Genomic DNA, 19,937 nt, shown 5'->3' on the forward strand with positions numbered 1-19,937 from the left:
AGGGTATCGAGGCCGTATAAACCGCAACCCTCTTTAGCAGAATATTTACCGTGGCCCGCAATCTGGTAACAAATCGCCACGACGTTTGCATATGCCTCATGCAGATATACGTCAAGAAGCACGTGTCATCGCGGTCACCGGCAGAGGTGAAACCTGATCCGCTTGAATTGCGGCGCAAATATATCAGCCCGCTGCAACGCTTTCTTAAACCTGTCAGGTTAGCGTTAGTGCAGTCTTTTATCAGGTGAAATTATGCAACATCGTTCTCATAGATACCGCACCCAATACCCAGTTGAAATGCGCACCCCAGTTGGGGTTGTGATGGGGAAAATCGCTGACGTGAATAATCACGGGGCCCGGATCGAACGCGCCCGACCAATGCTTCGCGGTAGCAAGGTGTCGTTCAATGTTTTAGGGCGGCCAGTGAATGGCGTCGTGGTATGGTCGACCAGCGATCAGGTTGGGATTATTTTTCGCCCTCACATCAACGATGATATCCTTGATACGTTACGATATCGGCGCGATGCCCGTGCTGGATCACATCGCGGTGCGGTTGGATTTGGGTTGATGGAAATGCGTTAATCGGAAGTATTTTCTGCGTCTTCTTCGATTAGGTATTTTTGCAGCCCGACAATTTGCACCCAAAGGAAAACAATCAACGCGGCCGGGAATGCAAAGGTTTCTAGCTTGACCCACAGATCTGTTGATTGGGTCCGCCAAATGATTTCATTTGCGACCGCTAAAACAACAAACATGCCCGTCACGCGTTTGGTGAAAATCATCCAGCCTTCACGCTCCATCGGTAGGAACTCTTCCATGACGTACTGCATATAGCTTTGGCCACGCAGCAGCCCAACCCCAAGAATGCCAGCCATAAAACCGTACACAATCGTCGTCTTCATTTTAAAGAAACGTTCGTCATTAAAATAGGCGGTCAGCCCGCCGAAAAAGATCACCATAAATGCCGTGAACACCTGCATCCGGCTTAGCTTACCTGTCAGTTTCCACAAGATCGCCATCGACAGCAATAGGATCGGAATGAATACCAGCGCAGATACGATAAAGCCAGTATATTCAGTTCCGCCAATCAGATAGGTTTCTTCTTTGATCCTTACGTAGATCAAGAAAAAAGCCAGTGTCGGACCAAGTTCAAGAACTTGCTTCACGACGGGATTGATCTGTTTTTCAGGCATGGGTGTCTCCTCTAGCCTCCCATTTCTACGATCACAGCGCCTAGTGCAACCAGCGCCATCAGGAACAGACGCCGTGGTCCAACTTTTTCACCTAAGATGAACCAACCGATCAACGCAGCAAACACAGTTGACGTTTCGCGCAGAACTGCCGCCTCACCGACTTTATCAAGGCGAGTTGCCATCATCACGCCGCCAAAGCTGACCCACGCGATCAGCGCACCGGCAAGCCCACGCCACATCAACGGACGCAGCACAGGCGGGTTTTCCATACGGCGATAGCGCCAGAGCGCAAGAATTGGCATGTCGATTGCGGTCACAAAAAAGAACCACGCCAAGAACGTAAACGGATCAGGTGATTGCCGAATTCCATAGGCGTCATACGTCGTATAAAGCGCCACCAGCATCCCGCAGACCAAGGCCCACAAAAGCCCAGTTTTAAGCGAGGCAAGATCAATCACCTCTTCTGACAAGTTCCGTAGTGCCAGCAACAAAATCCCGCCCGACAGGCAGGCAACACCGACCCACTGCACCGCGCTAAAGTGTTCACCAAAGAACAGCGACGCCGCGAAAACTGTGACCAATGGCCCGGTACCGCGCACAACCGGATAAACGACTGTATATGCGGCCTTTTCATACGCCAGCGCCATTGTGACCTTATATGCAAAATGCACAACAATCGCCCCGACAAGCACCAGCGCAGTCGCTGCGTTGGGCCATGGCACCAAGAACAGCGCAACGGGTGCGGAAATCACGGCAAGCCAAGCATCAATCGCGCCACGTGATAACCAAGGGTCATAGCGCCCTTTTTGTAAGGCTCCAAAAAACGCATGTGCCACTGCGGACACCAATGCCAGTATCGTCGCCAGCCTTGCACCCTCTGGAGTGCCCGCAATCGATACCAGCCAATCAGCTAGATTGTTCAAAATTCACCTGACTTCCAAGAAACATCGATGGTTACACCAGACAAAGCAACACCAACCGCAGTCGCGATATCATCATCGTTATGCGCGTCTGGCATATTCAAGAACGGCAATGCCGCCTGCATGATACCCAAGCCAGATTCTGAGCTGATCTCGACATCCATTGTGCCTTCTTTATCAGCGACCATCGCAAGAAAGGCCTGACGACTGTCAGTACTGACCTGCCAACGCGGCACGTCTCGCAAAGCATTTCCAACGCTAGCGCGGTTCACATCCGTCAGATCGACATCAAGATCGTTCAACAATGGCTGATTTATCACGACTTGTGCCCGCAAATCGGACACACGCATACTTATCAAACTGGTTTGCATATTCCCAATCGAGCTAAAATAAGCACCATCCATGATCATGCTTGCAGCTATTCCGCTACCGTCTTCATGGCGCAAGGTGTAGCTTTCAACGACAAGCTGACCTTCGTCGGGCATACGGCGCAATCGCAATGATGCATCATAGTTGCGTGTTCCGACTTCGAAATCGTTTAATCTGATTGCGATCGCATCCGGCAAACCTTTTCCGGTGAGCAGGGCATCAACCGTTTCGATACGAAAACCCAATCCGGACAAGCCCTTATCACGCCATGATGACTGCGCCGCGCCATCCCAGTCAAGCTGCCTAACATGAACTTCGCACCATCCATCCGCGGTTAATTCAACCTTTGTTTGGGTAACCGCCTGAAATATTTCTTTATAAGGAATGATGGCGTCATTGAGCGCATCCCAACTGTTTTCGCACGTTTCGGAAGTCATCGTGTCATAGGCAAATACCGGTGAGGCTGTCAGACATGCCGCAACGATAAACGCCTTCATGCTTCGACCCCAACCAGCGCCGATGCGAATTCTTCGGGATCAAATGGCGCAAGGTCGTCGATTTGTTCGCCAACGCCAATTGCGTGAATGGGCAAGCCAAATTTGTCGGCAAGTGCGACCAGCACACCGCCCTTTGCCGTGCCATCCAGCTTGGTCATCACCAATCCGGACACATCTGCAAGCTCTTGGAACACCTTAACCTGTTGGACCGCGTTCTGCCCTGTCGTGGCATCAAGAACCAACAGCGTGTTGTGCGGCGCATCGGGGTCTTTCTTGCGGATCACCCGCACGATTTTCGCCAGCTCTTCCATCAGGTCAGACCGGTTCTGCAATCGCCCGGCGGTGTCGATCATCAAAAGATCAGCACCATCAGCTTCGGCCTGCGTCATGGCATCAAATGCAAGGCTCGCGGGGTCGGACCCTTCGGGGGCAGTCAGCACAGGCACACCCGCGCGATCACCCCAGACTTGCAATTGTTCAACGGCAGCCGCACGGAATGTATCACCCGCAGCGATAACAACCTTTTTGCCCGCCGCCTGAAACTGGCTAGCCAGCTTACCGATCGTCGTTGTCTTCCCGGCACCGTTCACGCCCACGACCAAAACCACCTGCGGTTTCTTCGCATAAAGCGGCATGGGCCGCGCGACAGGTTCCATGATCCGTGTGATCTCATCCGCCATCAGCTGTTTGATTTCAGCAACCGACAGCTTCTTGCCCAAGCGCCCTTCGGCCATGTTCGCCGTGACGCGCAGCGCGGTATCCACCCCCATGTCCGCTGTGATCAACAATTCTTCGAGCTGCTCTAGCATCTCATCGTCAAGCGTGCGGCGCACAACGGTTGCCTGTTCAGCACCGAACATGCGACCCAGAATACCAGATTTTTTAGGGGCTTCTGGTGCGTCCTTGACCTGCTCAGGTTCATCAACGACCACTTCAGGTTCCGGAACCGGCGTAGGTTCGGGTACTTCGACCTTGGGCGTCTCAACGACGGGCGGTTCTTCTACTCCGCCATCGCTAACGATCGCGTCCAGACCTTCGTCAATTTTGGAAGATGATCCCGTTAGCCGATCTTTGAGCTTTTTGAAAAACGACATACGCCAGCGCCTTTGGTAAATTACGTCTTATGACCTAATCCCTTGGGCAGTGATTGAAAAGGCCCGGTCAGATTTCGTCGCTGAAATGCTGCATGACCAGTTTAATCGGGTTCGGCGCCGCCTGCCCCAACCCGCAAATCGATGCATCTGCCATCGCTGTGCAAAGTTCGGTCAAAAGCGGTTGATCCCAGTGATCGGCCTGCATCAGTTTAACCGCCTTTTCACAGCCAACCCGGCAAGGCGTACACTGACCACAGCTTTCGTCCTCAAAGAAGCGCAGCATATTCAGCGCGGCACCGCGTGCGCTGTCTTGGTCAGATAACACGACCACGGCTGCGGATCCGATGAACGTGCCGTGCGGCTGCAATGTATCAAAATCTAGCGGAATGTCGTTCATCGTTGCTGGCAACAACCCCGAAGATGGGCCGCCCGGTTGATAGGCTTTGAACACATGACCGTCGGCCATTCCGCCAGCGGCACCAATAACGTCGGTGATGGTTGAACCTGCTTCCAACAGATAAACACCCGGGTTGGCGACACGCCCAGAAACCGAATAAGAACGCAGGCCCTTGCGCCCGTTCAATTCATTGCGGTGCAGCACCTCTGGCCCTTCGCGGCAGACACGCGCCACCCAAAGTAGCGTTTCAACGTTGTGCACCAGTGTAGGTCTGTCAAAGATGCCGACTTGCGCCACAAACGGTGGACGGTGACGCGGGATGCCGCGTTTACCTTCGATACTTTCGATCATCGCGCTTTCTTCGCCACAGATATATGCGCCAGCCCCGCGACGCAGATCAATGTAACCCGGCGCGACAATACCCGCGTCCTCTAAGGCGGCAATCTCCCGACGCAAAATTTCAAGCACCGCCGGATATTCGTCGCGCATGTAGATAAAGCACGTATCGGCCTCGACCGCCCACGCAGCGATCAACATACCCTCAAGCATCAGATGCGGGGTGCGTTCGAGGTAGAAACGGTCTTTAAAAGTACCCGGTTCGCCTTCGTCGCCGTTCACCGCCAAATAGCGCGGACCGGGGTTTGCACGCACAAAACCCCACTTCTTGCCTGACGGGAATCCCGCCCCGCCTAAACCGCGCAGGCCAGATGATAGTAGTTTGTCTTGGACGGCCTCCCAGTCTCCACCGTCGCGTAATTCGCTAAAGACACGGTAGCCGCCATCGGCGATATAGGCTGCGTAGGTTTGATATTCCGGGACATGTACGTGGGTATAATTGGTGGCAATCGCTGCCTGTACCTTTTCGACGGTTGCGTGATCAATATGGTTGTGACCAATTTCCAGTACCGGAGCAGTGTCGCAACGCCCCATACATGGCGCACGCAACACGCGGACTTCGGCAGGGTTCAACCCATCCTCTAATGCTGCTTTCAATTTCTGCGCTCCGGCAAGCTCGCAAGATAGGCTATCGCAGACCCGGATCGTCAATGCAGGCGGCGGCGTGTCCTCTTCTTTGACAATGTCGAAATGTGCGTAAAAGCTCGCGACTTCATAGACTTCGGCCTGTGACAGTCGCATTTCTTCGGCCAGCGCGCGCATATGGGCGGCTGATAGATGGCCATATGCGTCCTGAATGAGATGCAGAAATTCAATCAGCAAATCCCGACGACGCGGACGATCCGCAAGAAGCGACTTGACCTCTGCCCAAGCAGCATCGTCCAACTGACGGCCTTTTGGGGTGTGACGCCCTTTGCCCTTGCCGGATTTCCAGACACCGCTTTGTCCGTCTGCTGCCATTTCATTCCCCTTCGTCGTTGGCAAAAACATATCGTCACGCCCCATGGGCGACCACAAGAAAGCGACGCAACGCGCCAGTTAGCGCCTCACGCCACATTTGAAGTGACGCAACCAAATCACCATGGTACCGATGCCATATGACCCCACAAATGCGCCAATTTGCTATAATTACCTTAGTCCCGGTTGCCTTGCTTGGCATGGCGGCAGTTCAAGGTGGGCTTTGGGTCCTTGCCGCGTTGATCTACCTGACAGGTTTTGCACGACTTGTTGATAATGCTGTCAAAACTGACAGGCCCGCATCCGAATTTCCGGCGGGCACGACGCTGTCTGTAACGCTGGCACTTGCGCATTTTGTGCTGCTTGCACTTACCGTGTTTGCCCTTGCCGGCAATGACCATACCTTGATTGAAAAACTTGGTCTCTTCGTCGCAGCTGGGATGTTCTTTGGCCAAGTCAGCAATGCAAACGCCCATGAACTGATCCACCGTGGCAGCCGCACCCTGCATCGGTTGGGTATGTGGGTTTATATTTCATTGCTATTTGGGCATCACACTTCGGCGCATGTTCTGGTGCATCACCGTTATGTCGCCACACCATCAGACCCAAACACATCGCGGCGCGGAGAAAGCTTTTACCGCTTTGCATTTCGCGCATGGATGGGATCGTTTCGTCAAGGGTACGCCGCAGAAGCCGCGCGATTTGCAAAGGTTAACCGCCCAAAGTGGCGCAACCCATATGTCGTTTATGTGGCTGGGGCCATTGGGTTTATGCTGCTTGCGCTGATGATCAGCCCGAAGGCCCTGATCGCCTATGTCTTGCTGGGGGGCCATGCGCAGATGCAGCTTCTTATGTCTGACTATGTGCAGCATTACGGGCTAATGCGCGAAATGGATGACAATGGCAAACCGACCCCCATCGGGCCAGAGCACAGCTGGAACAGCCCACACTGGTTCACCTCTGCCATGATGTTGAACGCGACACGGCATTCAGATCACCACGCGCATCCATCAAGGCATTACCCTGCACTCACGATTCCAGATCAGGCACCGATGCTGCCAAAACCATTGCCAGTAATGGGTGCTATTGCGTTAGTGCCACCTGTTTGGCGCAATATCATGGATCCACTTGTGGACAGATACTCTGATGCTTAGGGCGCTATTTTTCTTGCTGATATCGTCGACGGCTACGCAAGCCCAAGACAGGATGGGGGCGACCGATTTCGAAGCACATGTCGAAGGCCGCACTCTCGTTTACCGGTATCTTGCGGACAACAGTATCGGCATTGAACGTTATCTCGCCGGACGTCGTGTGATGTGGTCATCGCAGGCAGGCATCTGCCAATATGGGGTCTGGTACGAAAGCAAAGGCGACATTTGCTTTCGCTATGACCATGACCCCGAACCGAAATGCTGGACAGTCTATGACGAACCCGGCGGCCTGCGCGGCATTTTTACGAACCGCCCACCGTTTACGGTTATTCGTGAAATGCCCGACCGGAACGACCCGCTGATATGCAGCGACCTATCCTCCTGAAGCATCCTATCAATCAGCGCTCACAGCGACACGCCCATCCGAAAATTCAATTTCCAGCGGGCCAATCGCTTGGTCCTGTCTTGTCACAACCCCGGTCTCGCCACGCACAACAGCGTAACCGCGATCTAACGTCGCCTTATAGCCAAGCGTTTCGCGCAAGCGTTCTAACGCCGCCAACCGCGCAACACGTTCTGCCTGCTGTCGCGATGCACGATCTGATAAACGAGACAGGGCCGTTTCCAGACGTTCTGACTGTCGGGAAATGCGCGCGCCAAGCAGTGTTGGCGTTAATCGATCCGACAGCGCGACGAAACGACGGCGATCCTCTGCTATCCGTCGGCTAAGTATTGTTGGGCGCAATGCGGCCTCTGACAACTGCAGACGTTTCTTTGCTGCTGCTGTTTTCAAAGCAATAGGTAGCCGTTCAGCTAAGTGATCAAAACGTTGTGCTGGGACATTCAACAAGCCGTCTTTGCTTGGCAAAGCGCGGCCTAAATCACGAACGCGCTGCTGTCTTTGCTGTACGCCAGTCGACAAAGCACGCCCAAGGCGCGCACCCTGCTGATCAACCCAAGCAAGCAACTCCATCCGCACAGGCACCGCCAATTCGGCAGCAGCAGTCGGGGTCGGTGCACGGTGATCAGAAACAAAGTCGATCAGTGTTGTATCGGTTTCGTGACCTACGGCAGATATAAGCGGAATTTGCGAAGCGGCGGCTGCGCGGGCAACGATTTCTTCGTTGAATCCCCATAAATCCTCTAGCGAACCGCCACCACGGGCAATAATCAAAAGGTCAGGCCGGGGAAGCGCACCGCCCGGTGTTAAACGATTGAACCCCTCAATTGCTGCGGCGACATCAGGCGCACACCGCTGCCCTTGCACGGCGACGGGCCAGACCAAAACCTTACGTGGGAAACGGTCACGTAACCGGTGCAAAATATCGCGGATCACCGCACCCGAAGGGGATGTGACCACCCCTATGATTTCTGGTAGATATGGCAATTGCTGTTTGCGTTCAGGCGCGAATAGACCTTCGGCAGCTAAGGCTGCTTTGCGCTTTTCCAGCATCGCCATCAACGCGCCCGCCCCAGCAGGTGCGATATCTTCGATGATCATCTGATATTTGGACTGACCGGGGAATGTGGTTAGCTTACCAGTCGCGACGACCTCCATGCCTTCTTCTGGACGGTGGGCCAGCCCTTGCGCGCGACCTTTCCAAATGACAGCAGACAAAACAGCGCGATCGTCTTTTAGATCAAGATACAGGTGTCCAGATCCAGGTCGCGAAACGCGCCCGACCTCTCCGCGCACGCGCACGTGCGAAAAGCCGCCTTCTATCGCCTTTTTAACGGCCCCAGACAGTTCTCCAACTGAAAACTCAGGCGTGTTGTCAACAGGCGCCTCATCAAACAGGTCCATCATTTTTTTCCTTTGGTTTCGCGCTTTGAAGGGGGAGCGAGGAATACTTCCACTGTAGAAATGCGTTAACTGTAATTACCAACGCGCCGAAAAATGCAAAAAGAAATGATGAGAACATCGCTGATAATGCAAACGCGGCACAGCCGACGGCCCACATCAAAAAACGCGAAAGTTTCATGAGCCCATCATCGGGGTCAGGCCAGTATTGAACCTGCGGACGGCCGAATTCCTGCGCGTAGTATTCAAGCGTCAATCCATAGGCGGGGTCATCTTCGATTGAGGGCAAATCTTCCGCCCGATAGATGATGCGTCCGATAATACGCGGGCAAAAATCTTCGAAATATGCGCGCTTATCGGCAATATGTAATTGCCAAACCTGATCAACAATTGGCGAAGGTGTTAAATCTTCGCCTGTACTGCCAATCAAATACATAAAACGTCGGTACTCCTCGGCCATCGTATAACAGACATCCACCGAATGGCCGGTCGCATCTTCGATTTGATCAATCAATGACCGCGTCAAGGGTCGCTCGTGAAAGCTGTATCCCTCAAGGCGATGCCAAAGCGCACGATCCCGCTTTTCATGTTTCATGTGCGGCCCCTATAGCGCATTAACGATCAAAATAGCCCGCGCGCCCCCAAAAGGCCAAGTGGAAATCTGTAACTCCCCCTATTACGGGCCTCTGAACACTTGTGATCGGCCATATCCAACCGTAAAACCACGCAAAGATACTAATGCAAATGGGGCAATCATGAACATTCTAATTTTGGGTAGCGGCGGACGTGAACATAGCTTGGCTTGGGCTGTCAAACAAAACCCAAAATGTGATCGCTTGATCGTCGCGCCGGGAAATGCCGGTATCGCAGCGATCGCCGAATGCGCGGATATTAATATTCTTGACGGTGACGCCGTCGCCACCTTTGCAGAAGAAAACGCGATTAGCTTTGTCATTGTAGGCCCCGAAGCGCCGCTCGCCGCGGGTGTAGCCGACCGCCTGCGGTCTGCTGGGCTGCTTGTGTTCGGGCCCAGCCAAAAAGCGGCACAACTTGAGGCATCAAAGTCATTCACAAAGGCAATCTGTGATGCGGCCAACGCGCCGACCGCCGCCTATGCTCACTTCACCGACGGCGATGCCGCCCGCGATTACATCCGCGCTCAAGGCGCACCTATCGTCGTAAAGGCAGATGGTTTAGCCGCAGGTAAAGGGGTGATCGTCGCGATGACCGAGGAAGAGGCGCTTGCCGCGATTGACGACATGTTCGACGGCAGTTTTGGTGATGCTGGCGCAGAGGTCGTGATCGAAGAATTCATGGACGGCGAAGAAGCATCGTTCTTTGTTCTATGCGACGGCAAAACGATCCTGCCCGTTGGAACAGCGCAAGATCATAAGCGCGCCTATGATGGTGATACAGGTCCCAACACTGGCGGTATGGGCGCGTACTCTCCTGCCCCAGTAATGACCGATGCCGTTACACAAAAGGCGTTGGATGAAATTATCCAGCCAACGATGGATGAAATGACCAAACGCGGCACGCCGTTCCAAGGCGTTTTGTTTGTTGGGCTTATGATCAAAGACGGGCAACCAAGGCTGGTAGAGTACAACGTGCGTTTTGGCGACCCAGAGTGCCAATGCCTCATGATGCGTTTAGGCGGTCAAATTCTGGACCTCCTTCAGGCTTGCGCCGAAGAACGTCTCCATGAGGTTAAGGCGAATTGGGGTAACGATCACGCCTTGACGATAGTTATGGCTGCAAAAGGCTATCCTGGCTCTTACGAAAAAGGCACTGTAATCAATGGCCTTGATACACAACCAGAAGACAGCTCTCATATGGTGTTCCATGCTGGCACGGCTGAAAATGACGGAAATATCGTCGCAGTCGGCGGGCGCGTCCTGAGCGTCACCGCACGCGGTGAAACATTAGCAGAGGCCCATGAAAAGGCCTATGCGATGGCGCAAAACGTGGATTGGGATCAAGGTTTTTACCGTTCGGATATTGGATGGCGTGCGCTGTAAGCGACACGCTATCTACATGAAGGCCGTTAACCAGAATACGGCGATTGACGCTAGGGTAGCGCGTTACTTCCTTTCAATATTCACAACCCTAAGGCTATAGTCGATTAACCACCCATACCCTGGGTGGTTAATGTTCGCTTTATTTAGGGAGGCAATATTGTTTTCAAACAAAACAATCCCCACCGTCATAACAATTTTTCTTGGTACAAGTGCGTTCGCAGACTGCACAAAAAGGCCTGACCGTGTATCCATCCTCGTCGGGTCCGAACACCTTAATGCGACAACTGAATTCACAGAAATAAACCCGGGCGTATTTCTATCCTGGGATTGTCACAAGACAATGTTTACCGCTGGTATATATAAAAACAGCCTCGGGGATCCGTCCCCCTCGGCTCTGGTTTCATACGAACTGTACGAATACCAAGATTTTTCGCTTAGTGCATTCGCTGGAATTAGTTACTTTCCAGAAATAGACGAATTGGACTTAGAATACGAAAGTCACTACGTCCCGCTTGTCGGCCTGCAGACGAATTATAAAAATATCTTTATGCAATTCATTCCCGGTGTGGAAAACCAGTTTGATATGCTCGTCACGGCCGGGCTGCGCTTTGATCTCGACTAAAAAACCGCGCCAAAAGAGGCGCGGTCTTTAGGATAGGTGCCACAATTTAAGCGGCGCGGCCAACCAATACGGATGTGATTTCTTCGCCAGCGACAGATTCTTCGCTTCCTGCAACCGCAGCAAATTCACGTGTCAGCCGCTCAAGTGCAGCTTCATACAGCTGACGCTCTGAATAGCTTTGTTCGCGCTGATCGTCTTGGCGGTGCAAGTCGCGTACGACTTCAGCAATCGCGATCAAATCGCCAGAGTTAATCTTTTGTTCATATTCTTGCGCCCGGCGGGACCACATCGCTTTTTTAACCTTGGCTTTACCGCGCAGCGTCTTCATCGCATGAGATACGACATCGGGCGTCGCCAAAGCGCGCATGCCAACTTCTGTCGCCTTATGTGTCGGCACCCGCAACGTCATTTTGTCTTTCTCAAACGAAATGACAAATAGCTCCAGCTCAAACCCTGCGACTTCTTGCGTCTCAACAGTTACAATTTTGCCAACCCCATGCGCAGGATAGACAACAAATTGCTCTGGGCTAAATTCACTTTTCTTCTTACTCATGATCGTCCTTTCATAGCGATCCATCACAGGTTTTGACGACAAAAAATCCGGCGGAGACTTTCGTCACCGTCGGCAATATCGTCTAAGTGATTGGATCAACTTGTTCGCAGCATTACCGCTATTATATCATAAAAACAACGCATCGAAAAGCGCCGCATTGCAGCACTCTGAAAAATCAATGAAATCAGGCGCCTTCCGGGTACAAATGCCCCGAATCAGCCGCCTTCGCCGGGCGCTTCAGAAAGCAGTTCAAGTTTACCTTCTTTACCGTCCATTTCCTCTGCGGTTGGCAGTGGATCTTTCTTGGTCACGATCACAGGCCACATTTCGGAATACTTGCGGTTAAACTCGACCCATTTTTCCATGTCCGGCTCTGTATCCGGACGAATAGCATCCGCAGGGCATTCAGGTTCGCAAACACCACAGTCGATGCATTCATCAGGATGGATGACCAATGTATTTTCGCCCTCGTAGAAGCAATCTACGGGGCAAACTTCGACGCAGTCGGTATACTTACACGCAATGCAATTTTCGGTGACAACATAGGTCATAGGCACGTTCCACTTTGTATCAAAGGCCTAGCTAGGACAGTGCGACGGATCATTCAAGGTCAATTGAACCGTCATTGCTGCGATGCGTCATCATATCCCGGCGTTGCTTCTTTGTTGGACGCCCTTTCCTATCACCGCCCGGATTATAGGGACGACGTTCTACGACAGGAGACATATCTTCATAGAGCGCTTGCGCCTCGGGCGCTGGTCCACGGCGTTCACCGCAGCCAAGGATTCGCACGACCTTGGTCGCGTCAGCCTGAATGAATGTCAAAACATCGCCCGGACCAACGGCGCGGGCCGGTTTACTGACGGGTGTACCATCAACACGCACTTTTCCAGAAGTAACCACCCCCGCAGCAAGGCTGCGCGATTTAAAAAACCGCGCATGCCACAGCCATTTATCTAGCCGGATCGTTTGCCGGGGTTGGTCGGTCAATCCTTTTTAAACCCTGCCAAAGCGGCCGCAAACGGGTTGTCAGGATCAATCGCTTTTTCACGCTTTGGTTTGGCTGCAAAGCTTTGCGGTTTATTGCCACCACCCTGCGGCTTACCTTTACCCTTTGGCTTTCCCTTGCCGCGCGGACGGTCGCTTTGCGGCCGCGCAGGGCGTGCCGCACGTCCACCCCAAGTGAAGGTGTAGAACACTTCCATCTCAGGCGTCGCCTCTTCGGCAGGTGCCGTAGCCTCCACCTCTTCCGGCGCATCCATGGAAACTGTAGAATCAGCAGTAGGTGTCGCTTTTACTTTTTCACGCTCTGCTTTTTCTGCTTTGTAACCAAGTCCGGCCATCAAATCAGCAAATTGTTCGAGTGTCATACCAGTGATCGACAACATGTCTGGGTTTGCTTCGAAACCGCCACGGCTGTCTTTGTCACGCAACATATCGGCCAGACGTTCCAGCATATCGATGCGAATCGCTCGTTCACCCGCAGCGCGGTAGCCTGACATCGCATAGTACCCAGGTGTCGCATCTTTGGCGGCGGGCACAGTAACCAGACCCGGTGGTGGGCTTTCCGGGAACTCTTGCAATCCTTTGGTCAGTGACCACAGCACCAGACGCAAACGTGTTGCAGCTGGTTTTAGCAACAGCGGCTGAAAGATCGTAAACTGACCGAAACGGACTCCGTGCTTTCGCAATGCACCACGTGCATCTTGATCAAGTGCTTTGACCTCATCCGCCACTTCGCCACGCGGAATAATCCCGAAACCTTCGGCCATCCGGTAGGCAAAACCTTTTGCTGCGCCGGTCAAGGTTTCATCGTTTTTCAACGCAAGCAGGCCCTCAAAGCCCGCCGCGACCTTCCGATCAATGAAGTGCTGCAAACGGCGCTGCACCTTTGCAGCAACGTCTTCGCCGGCTTCGTCGTCGACAAAAGCAACCACACCAGGTTTGAATGGGTCAGACCCAACAACCAGCTTACCAACCGCATGGTCGCCCCACATCAGGCCGCCCTGTTCGGTAAAATCAATCTCGGGGTCTGGTGCGTTATAGAACCGGTCTGCAAGCAGGTGGAACTGTGGAACCAGCGCCTGTACTGACGCCTGACGCAATGTCTTGGCCTCATCTGGGCTACCAGCCTTATCCATCCGAAAGCGGAATCCTTCCAACCGTCCGACGAATTCGCCCTCTACGGTTACTTCACCTTTGTCGTTTACGTCAGCCAAAAGGCTCTCCTTCTGTTTGAGCCGCCGAAGCAAAATGCTTGTCCGCCGGTCCACAAATCTTTGCGTTAGCGCGCCGTGAAGCGCGTCTGATAGTCGGTCTTCTACAGCGCGCGTCTCCTCGCGCCAATGGTTTTCGTCACGCAACCAACCGTTGCGCTGCGCAACATATGTCCACGTGCGGATGTAAGCTAGTCGTTTTGATAGCGTATCAATGTCCCCGTCAGTGCGGTCAATGCGTCTAACCTGTAGACCAAACCAGTTGGCGGACACATGCCCAAGCTGGTGCAGATCATTATAAATATGGGTTAAAAGGCTCGCATGCTCGCCTGACGAAATACCGCGAAAATCTGGTACTCGGCAGACTTCCCATAGCATTTTCACAGAAGGGCCATCCGTTGCCCGCGCCGCGACTTCAGCATCCCCGCCGAGCGCTTTCAAAGCCTTTAAATCGTCGCTTTCCCGAACACGGGTAAGCCAACGATCGTCGGTACGTTCCTCAAGCGTCGCGATCAGCCGCTTTACAGACCCAAATTGCAGCCGGCTGTTGCGCCAATGCAATTTACTCACAGGGCTGAACTGATGCTCCGTGATCGCCTCTGCAATTTCATCGTCCAATGGCGGGGCTTCGCCTGTGACACCAAATGTCCCGTTTTCGATATGCCGCCCTGCCCGCCCTGCAATTTGAGCCAACTCTTGAGGCTGCAAATGGCGCATGCGTTGGCCATCAAACTTGATTAAGGATGAAAACGCGACATGCGAGATATCGAGGTTCAACCCCATTCCGATGGCGTCGGTGGCGACCAGATAATCGACATCGCCGTTTTGGTACATTTCCACCTGCGCGTTGCGTGTACGCGGTGACAATGCGCCCATGACCACAGCTGCGCCACCTTTGGTACGCCGTAAAAGCTCAGCAATCGCATAGACGTTTTCAACAGAAAACCCAACAATTGCAGACCGGGCAGGCATTCTGCTTATCTTTTTCGAACCTGTATAGCTAAGCTGCGACATACGTTCGCGGTACATAAACTGCGCGGAGGGAACCATCGCAGAAATCGCACCACGCATGGTGTCGGCACCCAAAAATAGCGTTTCATGTAATCCGCGTGCATTCAGCAAACGGTCTGTAAAAACGTGCCCACGTTCTGGATCTGCACAAAGCTGAATTTCGTCGATCGCGAGGAAGTCACAGCCCATACCTTCGGGCATCGCCTCGACCGTGCAAACCCAATAGGCTGCGCGGGGCGGCACGATACGTTCTTCCCCTGTAATAAGCGCAACAACGCCGGGCCCTCGTACTGCGACGATACGATCATAAACCTCTCGTGCAAGTAGCCGCAGAGGTAATCCAATAACGCCCGTCCGATAGGATAGCATCCGCTGTATCGCATAGTGCGTTTTACCAGTATTCGTCGGGCCGAGAACGGCTGTAATCCGCGCAGTGGTCATGGTTTTCCTCAGGACTAGCCCGCGCCTTAAAGCGCTTGGCCCTCAAGTTGCAACTGCAAACGCGCAATAGAATCCTTTGTCACTACGGACTGCGGGTTAATCGCAAGAATCATTTGATAAAGTTCTAACGCGTCTTCGGGGCGATTGAGTTCCTCCATGATGACTGCCAGACCGTCGATAGCCTGAAAATGACGCGGTTCAATTTGTAAGACGCGCTGCACATCATCCAACGCTGGGCCGGTCATGCCAAGCAAGTAATAAGACGTCGCGCGCCCGAAATACCCACCGGCAAAATGCGGCGCATGATCCACAAGCGCCGTAAAATGTTCAACAGCGGCGTCAACCTGTCCATCACGCAACGCGTCCTGCCCACGGCGCAAAAGCAAATCCATCGCAGGTGACCCGCTTTTGTCCCATTGTGCGACAATTTGCTGCTCAATACGGGTGTAAGCCCCCTCATCGGCCTCTAGAAGCTCTTGATATAAGTTATTCAACATCGTTTCCTGCGCACCAGCAGGTAAGGAAATCCCCACTGCCAAATAAAGTGCCGTAACGATACGTTTGATGCGATGTGTCAGCGTAACCATAACGACTAATGTAACGCAGAATGCGGCCAACACCAGAGGTCGGCCGCCACATCAACGAAGAAGGACGAAAAAACATGAGCGACGTTGTGACCGAGGCCGTAGCCGCCCTGAACGCAAAAATGGACGGCGCAGGCTTTGACGGCTCTGCCAAATTTGTAATCGAAGGTGAAGGTTCAATCCTGATCGACGCTGACGGCGCGCGCGCAAGCGATGACGACGCAGATGTGTCTTTGACTGCCGACACCGAAACATTCAAAGCGATTCTCGACGGCGAATTGAACCCGACAACGGCGTTCATGACAGGAAAACTGACCGTCGATGGCGACATGGGTCAGGCGATGAAGCTTGCTAGCGTACTGGGTTAACGATGGAATCGGCACCTCTTTTTGACGACATTGCAAATGGTCCCTCAGGGGGTGCTGCCCATTGGCTACGAACAACCGATGGGCTGCGCATTCGCGCGGGCCATTGGAAGAAAGCGGATGCCAAAGGTACCGTTTTGATCTTTCCCGGTCGCACCGAATTTATCGAAAAATACGGACGCGCAGCAAAGGCATTGCACGATCGCGGCTTTTCCAGTGTTGTCGTCGACTGGCGTGGCCAAGGTATTTCTGACCGCATGACCGCGAATCGCGCTATTGGACATGTGATCAGTTTTACTGACTTTCAACATGATGTTGCTGCGCTGGTCGCCTATGCAAAAGCGCAAGACCTGCCAAAGCCTTATTATTTGATCGCCCATTCGATGGGTGGCTGCATCGGGCTTCGCGCGCTTATTAACGGCCTTGATATCAAAGCTGCGATGTTCTCTGCACCAATGTGGGGCATTCAAATGTCAGTCGCATTGCGTCCTATCGCTTGGGGTCTATCGGCGGTTAGTCGTCAACTTGGGTTCGATGAAACCTTGGCCCCCGGACAGTTCGAACAACCCTATGTGCTACGTGCCTCGTTTGAAGGGAATTCCCTTACCAACGACCGCGCCATGTTTGAAACGCTTGGTCAACAGTTACGCAGCCATCCAGATCTTGCGCTTGGGGGGCCGTCGCTACGTTGGCTCAACACGTCTTTGCGGGAAATGCATCGCTTAAGCACCCTACCGTCCCCTTCGCGTATTCCGTGCATCACCTTTCTTGGTAGCAACGAAGCCATTGTTGACCCTGTGCGCATTCGCGAACGTATGGCTGGCTGGTCTGAAGGACAGTTGCGTGTCATCGCTGGCGGCCAACACGAGATGATGATGGACAGCCCGGCGATCCAAACCAGCATATTCGATGCAACTGCGTCACATTTTGAAGCAACATCAAACACCAAAGTCATCGCCTAAGCTAACATTCCTTTGAACGGCTCGGGGGCTTTCAACTGCCCTCGCGCCGACCTATGTTGTTCTCAAACAACCGTTCAGAGGTATGATATGAATTTCCCACAGCCTGTATTCGACGCAAACGCCAGTGGCGGCAAAGACTTGGGCAGCCTGCCCGAATGGGATCTTACCGATCTTTATGCCAGCGAAGACGCCCCGGAACTGACGCGTGATATGGGCTGGCTGGAAACTGAATGCGCCGCATTTGCTGCCGACTATGAAGGCAAGCTGGATACGCTAGACGCTGCTGGGCTACTGGCTGCCGTTCAGCGCTACGAACAGATTGATGTGATCGCCGGGCGTATCATGTCTTTTGCGGGCCTGCGTTATTACCAGATCACCACGGACAGCGACCGCGCCAAATTCATGGCTGATTGCCAAGATAAAATCACAAACTTCACCACGCCGCTGGTGTTCTATGGTCTTGAATTCAACCGCTTGGATGATGACCACCTTGCCGGGTTGTTGGCCGCGAACGATGACCTTGCACGCTACAAACCTGTGTTCGACCGCATGCGTGCGATGAAACCGCATCAGTTGTCCGATGAGCTTGAGAAATTCCTGCACGACCAGTCGACCGTTGGGTCAGCAGCATGGAATCGGCTGTTTGACGAAACCATGGCTGGGCTTGAATTCGATGTCGATGGCGAAACCCTAAACCTTGAAGCAACGCTCAACCTGCTCACGGAACAGGACCGCAGCAAACGTGAGGCCGCGACCCATGCACTAGCTGCAGTGTTCCAAGACAACATCAAGATCTTTTCGCGCGTCCACAACACGCTTGCCAAAGAAAAAGAGATCGAAGACCGCTGGCGCAAGATGCCATCCCCACAAGCAGGGCGGCATCTATCAAACCACGTTGAACCCGAAGTCGTCGAAGCCCTACGCAATGCTGTGGTCGCCGCCTACCCGCGCCTGTCGCACCGCTATTACGCACTGAAAGCCAAATGGCTTGGCCTTGAACGGATGCAAACATGGGACCGCAACGCACCCCTGCCGATGGAGACAACGCGCACTGTTGATTGGGACGAGGCAACAAAGACCGTGTTGGATGCCTACGCGAGCTTTGACCCAAAAATGGCAGAAATCGCGCAACCGTTCTTTGATAGGGGCTGGATCGACGCGGCCGTAAAGCCGGGCAAAGCCCCCGGCGCATTCGCACACCCAACCGTCACGCCAGTGCACCCCTATGTCATGCTGAACTATCTAGGAAAACCACGCGATGTCATGACGCTCGCACACGAACTGGGGCACGGCGTGCACCAAGTCCTAGCCGCTGAACAAGGTGAGCTACTCTCATCCACGCCACTGACACTGGCCGAAACGGCATCTGTATTTGGCGAAATGCTAACGTTCCAAAAACTTCTGGACGGCGCAAAAACCAAAGAAGAACGCAAAGTCCTTCTGGCTGGCAAAGTCGAAGACATGATCAACACGGTTGTGCGTCAGATCGCGTTCTACGACTTTGAATGCAAACTGCACGCGGCCCGCGCCGAAGGCGAACTGACACCAGACGACATCAACGCGCTTTGGATGTCAGTGCAGGCGGAATCACTAGGTGAAGTATTCGACTTTGCATCCGGCTATGAAACCTTCTGGGCCTACATCCCGCACTTTGTGCACTCACCGTTCTACGTTTACGCCTATGCGTTTGGCGACGGGCTGGTGAACGCACTTTACGCGGTCTACGCAGAAGGCGACGCCGATTTCCAAGCCAAGTATTTCGATATGCTGCGAGCTGGTGGGTCCAAGCATCACAAAGACCTGCTTGCGCCGTTCGGGCTTGATGCGTCTGACCCTAAATTCTGGGACAAGGGCCTGTCCATGATCGAAGGTTTCATCGACGAGCTTGAGGCAATGGAAGAGTGACATCAGTCACGCTGACGCTGCTGACGCCTGCCCTAGCTGACAAGCTACGGCAGGTCACTGTCGCTGATGATCAGGTCGTATTTTCGGGCCAACCCTCTGAATTTATCGACCTGAAAGATCCCGCAATCGATGTGCATGTCATTTTGTCCGACGGCGCTGTCGCAGGCATGTTTCGTATTGATAGCGGGTTCCATAACCATCACCAATTCGCAGCACGTACAATCTATGGATTACGGACATTTCTGGTTGATCAGCAAAAGCAAGGTCGTGGCATTGCAAAGGCCTGTTGCCAGCAGCTCTACACATATCTGTCTACCGCCTATCCCGACGCCGAGGCGATCATGCTGACCGTCAACCTACGCAATCCCGGCGCATATCGCGCCTATGTAAGCGGCGGGTTTATCGATACAGGCGCGCAGTACATGGACGGTGGTGCAGGGCCACAAAATATCCTGAAGCTACCGCTAAAAAAATAGGGGCCGCGT

21 protein-coding genes and 1 riboswitch are annotated in these 19,937 nt (G+C 53.4%); of the genes, 9 read left to right on the forward strand and 12 right to left on the reverse strand.

What is annotated here, in order from left to right:
- Positions 1-12 precede the first annotated feature (12 nt).
- Positions 13-90: riboswitch (SAM riboswitch) on the reverse strand.
- A 162-nt stretch (positions 91-252) separates the two neighbouring features.
- Entirely contained in the window at positions 253-582 is a 330-nt protein-coding gene (locus CYQ09_RS06955; RefSeq protein ID WP_106744720.1) for a PilZ domain-containing protein, read from the forward strand.
- On the opposite strand, the gene CYQ09_RS06960 is transcribed toward CYQ09_RS06955, so the two are convergent.
- The 5 genes from CYQ09_RS06960 to CYQ09_RS06980 form a co-directional block, all read right to left on the reverse strand.
- Entirely contained in the window at positions 579-1,193 is a 615-nt protein-coding gene (locus CYQ09_RS06960) for an inner membrane-spanning protein YciB (RefSeq protein WP_106744721.1), read from the reverse strand. The genes CYQ09_RS06955 and CYQ09_RS06960 overlap by 4 nt on opposite strands.
- A gap of 11 nt (positions 1,194-1,204) precedes the next feature.
- A complete protein-coding gene (locus CYQ09_RS06965; RefSeq protein WP_106744722.1) occupies positions 1,205-2,116 on the reverse strand; it encodes a DMT family transporter in 912 nt (303 codons plus the stop codon).
- Entirely contained in the window at positions 2,113-2,979 is an 867-nt protein-coding gene (locus tag CYQ09_RS06970) for a hypothetical protein (protein ID WP_106744723.1), read from the reverse strand. The genes CYQ09_RS06965 and CYQ09_RS06970 overlap by 4 nt, the downstream gene beginning before the upstream one ends.
- Complete coding sequence (gene ftsY / locus CYQ09_RS06975) at positions 2,976-4,073, reverse strand: signal recognition particle-docking protein FtsY (protein ID WP_106744724.1); 1,098 nt, start codon at positions 4,071-4,073, stop codon at positions 2,976-2,978. Before ftsY ends, CYQ09_RS06970 begins: the two co-directional genes overlap by 4 nt.
- A 67-nt stretch (positions 4,074-4,140) precedes the next feature.
- The gene (locus tag CYQ09_RS06980; RefSeq protein ID WP_106745437.1) at positions 4,141-5,826 is read right to left on the reverse strand and encodes an NAD(P)H-dependent oxidoreductase subunit E; all 1,686 of its coding nucleotides are present in this window, start codon (positions 5,824-5,826) and stop codon (positions 4,141-4,143) included.
- Positions 5,827-5,975: 149 nt separating this feature from the next.
- On the opposite strand from CYQ09_RS06980, the gene CYQ09_RS06985 reads away from it, so the two are divergent.
- Both CYQ09_RS06985 and CYQ09_RS06990 read left to right on the forward strand, forming a co-directional pair.
- Positions 5,976-6,977, forward strand: a complete 1,002-nt coding sequence (locus CYQ09_RS06985; protein WP_239495880.1) for an alkane 1-monooxygenase — start codon at positions 5,976-5,978, stop codon at positions 6,975-6,977.
- Positions 6,970-7,359, forward strand: a complete 390-nt coding sequence (locus CYQ09_RS06990; RefSeq protein ID WP_106744726.1) for a hypothetical protein — start codon at positions 6,970-6,972, stop codon at positions 7,357-7,359. The genes CYQ09_RS06985 and CYQ09_RS06990 overlap by 8 nt, the downstream gene beginning before the upstream one ends.
- A gap of 9 nt (positions 7,360-7,368) precedes the next feature.
- Here CYQ09_RS06990 and xseA read toward each other — a convergent pair whose 3' ends face one another.
- Together xseA and CYQ09_RS07000 are read right to left on the reverse strand one after the other, a co-directional pair.
- Positions 7,369-8,781, reverse strand: coding sequence for an exodeoxyribonuclease VII large subunit (gene xseA, locus CYQ09_RS06995; protein WP_106744727.1), 1,413 nt, complete (start codon positions 8,779-8,781; stop codon positions 7,369-7,371).
- Positions 8,765-9,370, reverse strand: a complete 606-nt coding sequence (locus CYQ09_RS07000) for a glycine-rich domain-containing protein (RefSeq protein WP_106744728.1) — start codon at positions 9,368-9,370, stop codon at positions 8,765-8,767. Before CYQ09_RS07000 ends, xseA begins: the two co-directional genes overlap by 17 nt.
- 160 nt (positions 9,371-9,530) lie before the next feature.
- Here CYQ09_RS07000 and purD point away from each other — a divergent pair, with 160 nt between their 5' ends.
- The gene (purD, locus tag CYQ09_RS07005; RefSeq protein ID WP_106745438.1) at positions 9,531-10,793 is read left to right on the forward strand and encodes a phosphoribosylamine--glycine ligase; all 1,263 of its coding nucleotides are present in this window, start codon (positions 9,531-9,533) and stop codon (positions 10,791-10,793) included.
- Positions 10,794-10,950: 157 nt separating this feature from the next.
- Positions 10,951-11,415, forward strand: coding sequence for a hypothetical protein (locus CYQ09_RS07010; RefSeq protein WP_162617589.1), 465 nt, complete (start codon positions 10,951-10,953; stop codon positions 11,413-11,415).
- A 46-nt stretch (positions 11,416-11,461) separates the two neighbouring features.
- Here the strand turns inward: CYQ09_RS07010 and CYQ09_RS07015 are convergent, their stop codons facing one another.
- The 5 genes from CYQ09_RS07015 to CYQ09_RS07035 form a co-directional block, all read right to left on the reverse strand.
- Positions 11,462-11,968 carry a CarD family transcriptional regulator gene (locus tag CYQ09_RS07015; protein WP_106356029.1) on the reverse strand — a complete coding sequence of 169 codons (507 nt, stop codon included), beginning with the start codon at positions 11,966-11,968 and terminating at the stop codon, positions 11,462-11,464.
- A gap of 215 nt (positions 11,969-12,183) precedes the next feature.
- On the reverse strand, positions 12,184-12,519 hold the full coding sequence (fdxA, locus tag CYQ09_RS07020) for a ferredoxin FdxA (protein ID WP_106356031.1): 336 nt from the start codon (positions 12,517-12,519) through the stop codon (positions 12,184-12,186).
- Between the two features lie 49 nt (positions 12,520-12,568).
- On the reverse strand, positions 12,569-12,958 hold the full coding sequence (locus CYQ09_RS07025) for an RNA-binding S4 domain-containing protein (RefSeq protein WP_106744730.1): 390 nt from the start codon (positions 12,956-12,958) through the stop codon (positions 12,569-12,571).
- On the reverse strand, positions 12,955-15,636 hold the full coding sequence (locus tag CYQ09_RS07030; protein ID WP_106744731.1) for a helicase-related protein: 2,682 nt from the start codon (positions 15,634-15,636) through the stop codon (positions 12,955-12,957). The genes CYQ09_RS07025 and CYQ09_RS07030 overlap by 4 nt, the downstream gene beginning before the upstream one ends.
- Before the next feature lie 26 nt (positions 15,637-15,662).
- The gene (locus CYQ09_RS07035; protein WP_343229857.1) at positions 15,663-16,133 is read right to left on the reverse strand and encodes a tetratricopeptide repeat protein; all 471 of its coding nucleotides are present in this window, start codon (positions 16,131-16,133) and stop codon (positions 15,663-15,665) included.
- A 164-nt stretch (positions 16,134-16,297) separates the two neighbouring features.
- Here CYQ09_RS07035 and CYQ09_RS07040 point away from each other — a divergent pair, with 164 nt between their 5' ends.
- The 4 genes from CYQ09_RS07040 (at position 16,298) to CYQ09_RS07055 (ending at position 19,928) form a co-directional block, all read left to right on the forward strand.
- Positions 16,298-16,588, forward strand: a complete 291-nt coding sequence (locus CYQ09_RS07040) for an SCP2 sterol-binding domain-containing protein (RefSeq protein ID WP_106745439.1) — start codon at positions 16,298-16,300, stop codon at positions 16,586-16,588.
- A 2-nt stretch (positions 16,589-16,590) separates the two neighbouring features.
- A complete protein-coding gene (locus tag CYQ09_RS07045; protein WP_106744733.1) occupies positions 16,591-17,547 on the forward strand; it encodes an alpha/beta hydrolase in 957 nt (318 codons plus the stop codon).
- A gap of 87 nt (positions 17,548-17,634) precedes the next feature.
- Positions 17,635-19,452, forward strand: a complete 1,818-nt coding sequence (locus CYQ09_RS07050; RefSeq protein ID WP_106744734.1) for a M3 family oligoendopeptidase — start codon at positions 17,635-17,637, stop codon at positions 19,450-19,452.
- A complete protein-coding gene (locus CYQ09_RS07055; RefSeq protein WP_106744735.1) occupies positions 19,449-19,928 on the forward strand; it encodes a GNAT family N-acetyltransferase in 480 nt (159 codons plus the stop codon). Before CYQ09_RS07050 ends, CYQ09_RS07055 begins: the two co-directional genes overlap by 4 nt.
- The last annotated feature ends 9 nt before the right edge of the window (positions 19,929-19,937 follow it).

Source organism: Yoonia maritima, from assembly GCF_002933395.1.
GTDB classification, from domain to species: Bacteria; Pseudomonadota; Alphaproteobacteria; order Rhodobacterales; family Rhodobacteraceae; genus Yoonia; species Yoonia maritima_A.

Coding starts and splice junctions, on each gene's coding strand:
- CYQ09_RS06985 (WP_239495880.1), top strand. CDS start 5,976: ATGCGCCAATTTGCTATAATTACCTTAGTCCCGGTTGCCTTGCTTGGC.
- CYQ09_RS07030 (WP_106744731.1), bottom strand. CDS start 15,636: ATGACCACTGCGCGGATTACAGCCGTTCTCGGCCCGACGAATACTGGT.
- CYQ09_RS06990 (WP_106744726.1), top strand. CDS start 6,970: ATGCTTAGGGCGCTATTTTTCTTGCTGATATCGTCGACGGCTACGCAA.
- CYQ09_RS06960 (WP_106744721.1), bottom strand. CDS start 1,193: ATGCCTGAAAAACAGATCAATCCCGTCGTGAAGCAAGTTCTTGAACTT.
- CYQ09_RS07015 (WP_106356029.1), bottom strand. CDS start 11,968: ATGAGTAAGAAGAAAAGTGAATTTAGCCCAGAGCAATTTGTTGTCTAT.
- CYQ09_RS07035 (WP_343229857.1), bottom strand. CDS start 16,133: ATGTTGAATAACTTATATCAAGAGCTTCTAGAGGCCGATGAGGGGGCT.
- CYQ09_RS07000 (WP_106744728.1), bottom strand. CDS start 9,370: ATGAAACATGAAAAGCGGGATCGTGCGCTTTGGCATCGCCTTGAGGGA.
- fdxA (WP_106356031.1), bottom strand. CDS start 12,519: ATGACCTATGTTGTCACCGAAAATTGCATTGCGTGTAAGTATACCGAC.
- CYQ09_RS06970 (WP_106744723.1), bottom strand. CDS start 2,979: ATGAAGGCGTTTATCGTTGCGGCATGTCTGACAGCCTCACCGGTATTT.
- CYQ09_RS07040 (WP_106745439.1), top strand. CDS start 16,298: ATGAGCGACGTTGTGACCGAGGCCGTAGCCGCCCTGAACGCAAAAATG.
- CYQ09_RS07045 (WP_106744733.1), top strand. CDS start 16,591: ATGGAATCGGCACCTCTTTTTGACGACATTGCAAATGGTCCCTCAGGG.
- CYQ09_RS06955 (WP_106744720.1), top strand. CDS start 253: ATGCAACATCGTTCTCATAGATACCGCACCCAATACCCAGTTGAAATG.
- xseA (WP_106744727.1), bottom strand. CDS start 8,781: ATGATGGACCTGTTTGATGAGGCGCCTGTTGACAACACGCCTGAGTTT.
- purD (WP_106745438.1), top strand. CDS start 9,531: ATGAACATTCTAATTTTGGGTAGCGGCGGACGTGAACATAGCTTGGCT.
- CYQ09_RS06980 (WP_106745437.1), bottom strand. CDS start 5,826: ATGGCAGCAGACGGACAAAGCGGTGTCTGGAAATCCGGCAAGGGCAAA.
- ftsY (WP_106744724.1), bottom strand. CDS start 4,073: ATGTCGTTTTTCAAAAAGCTCAAAGATCGGCTAACGGGATCATCTTCC.
- CYQ09_RS07050 (WP_106744734.1), top strand. CDS start 17,635: ATGAATTTCCCACAGCCTGTATTCGACGCAAACGCCAGTGGCGGCAAA.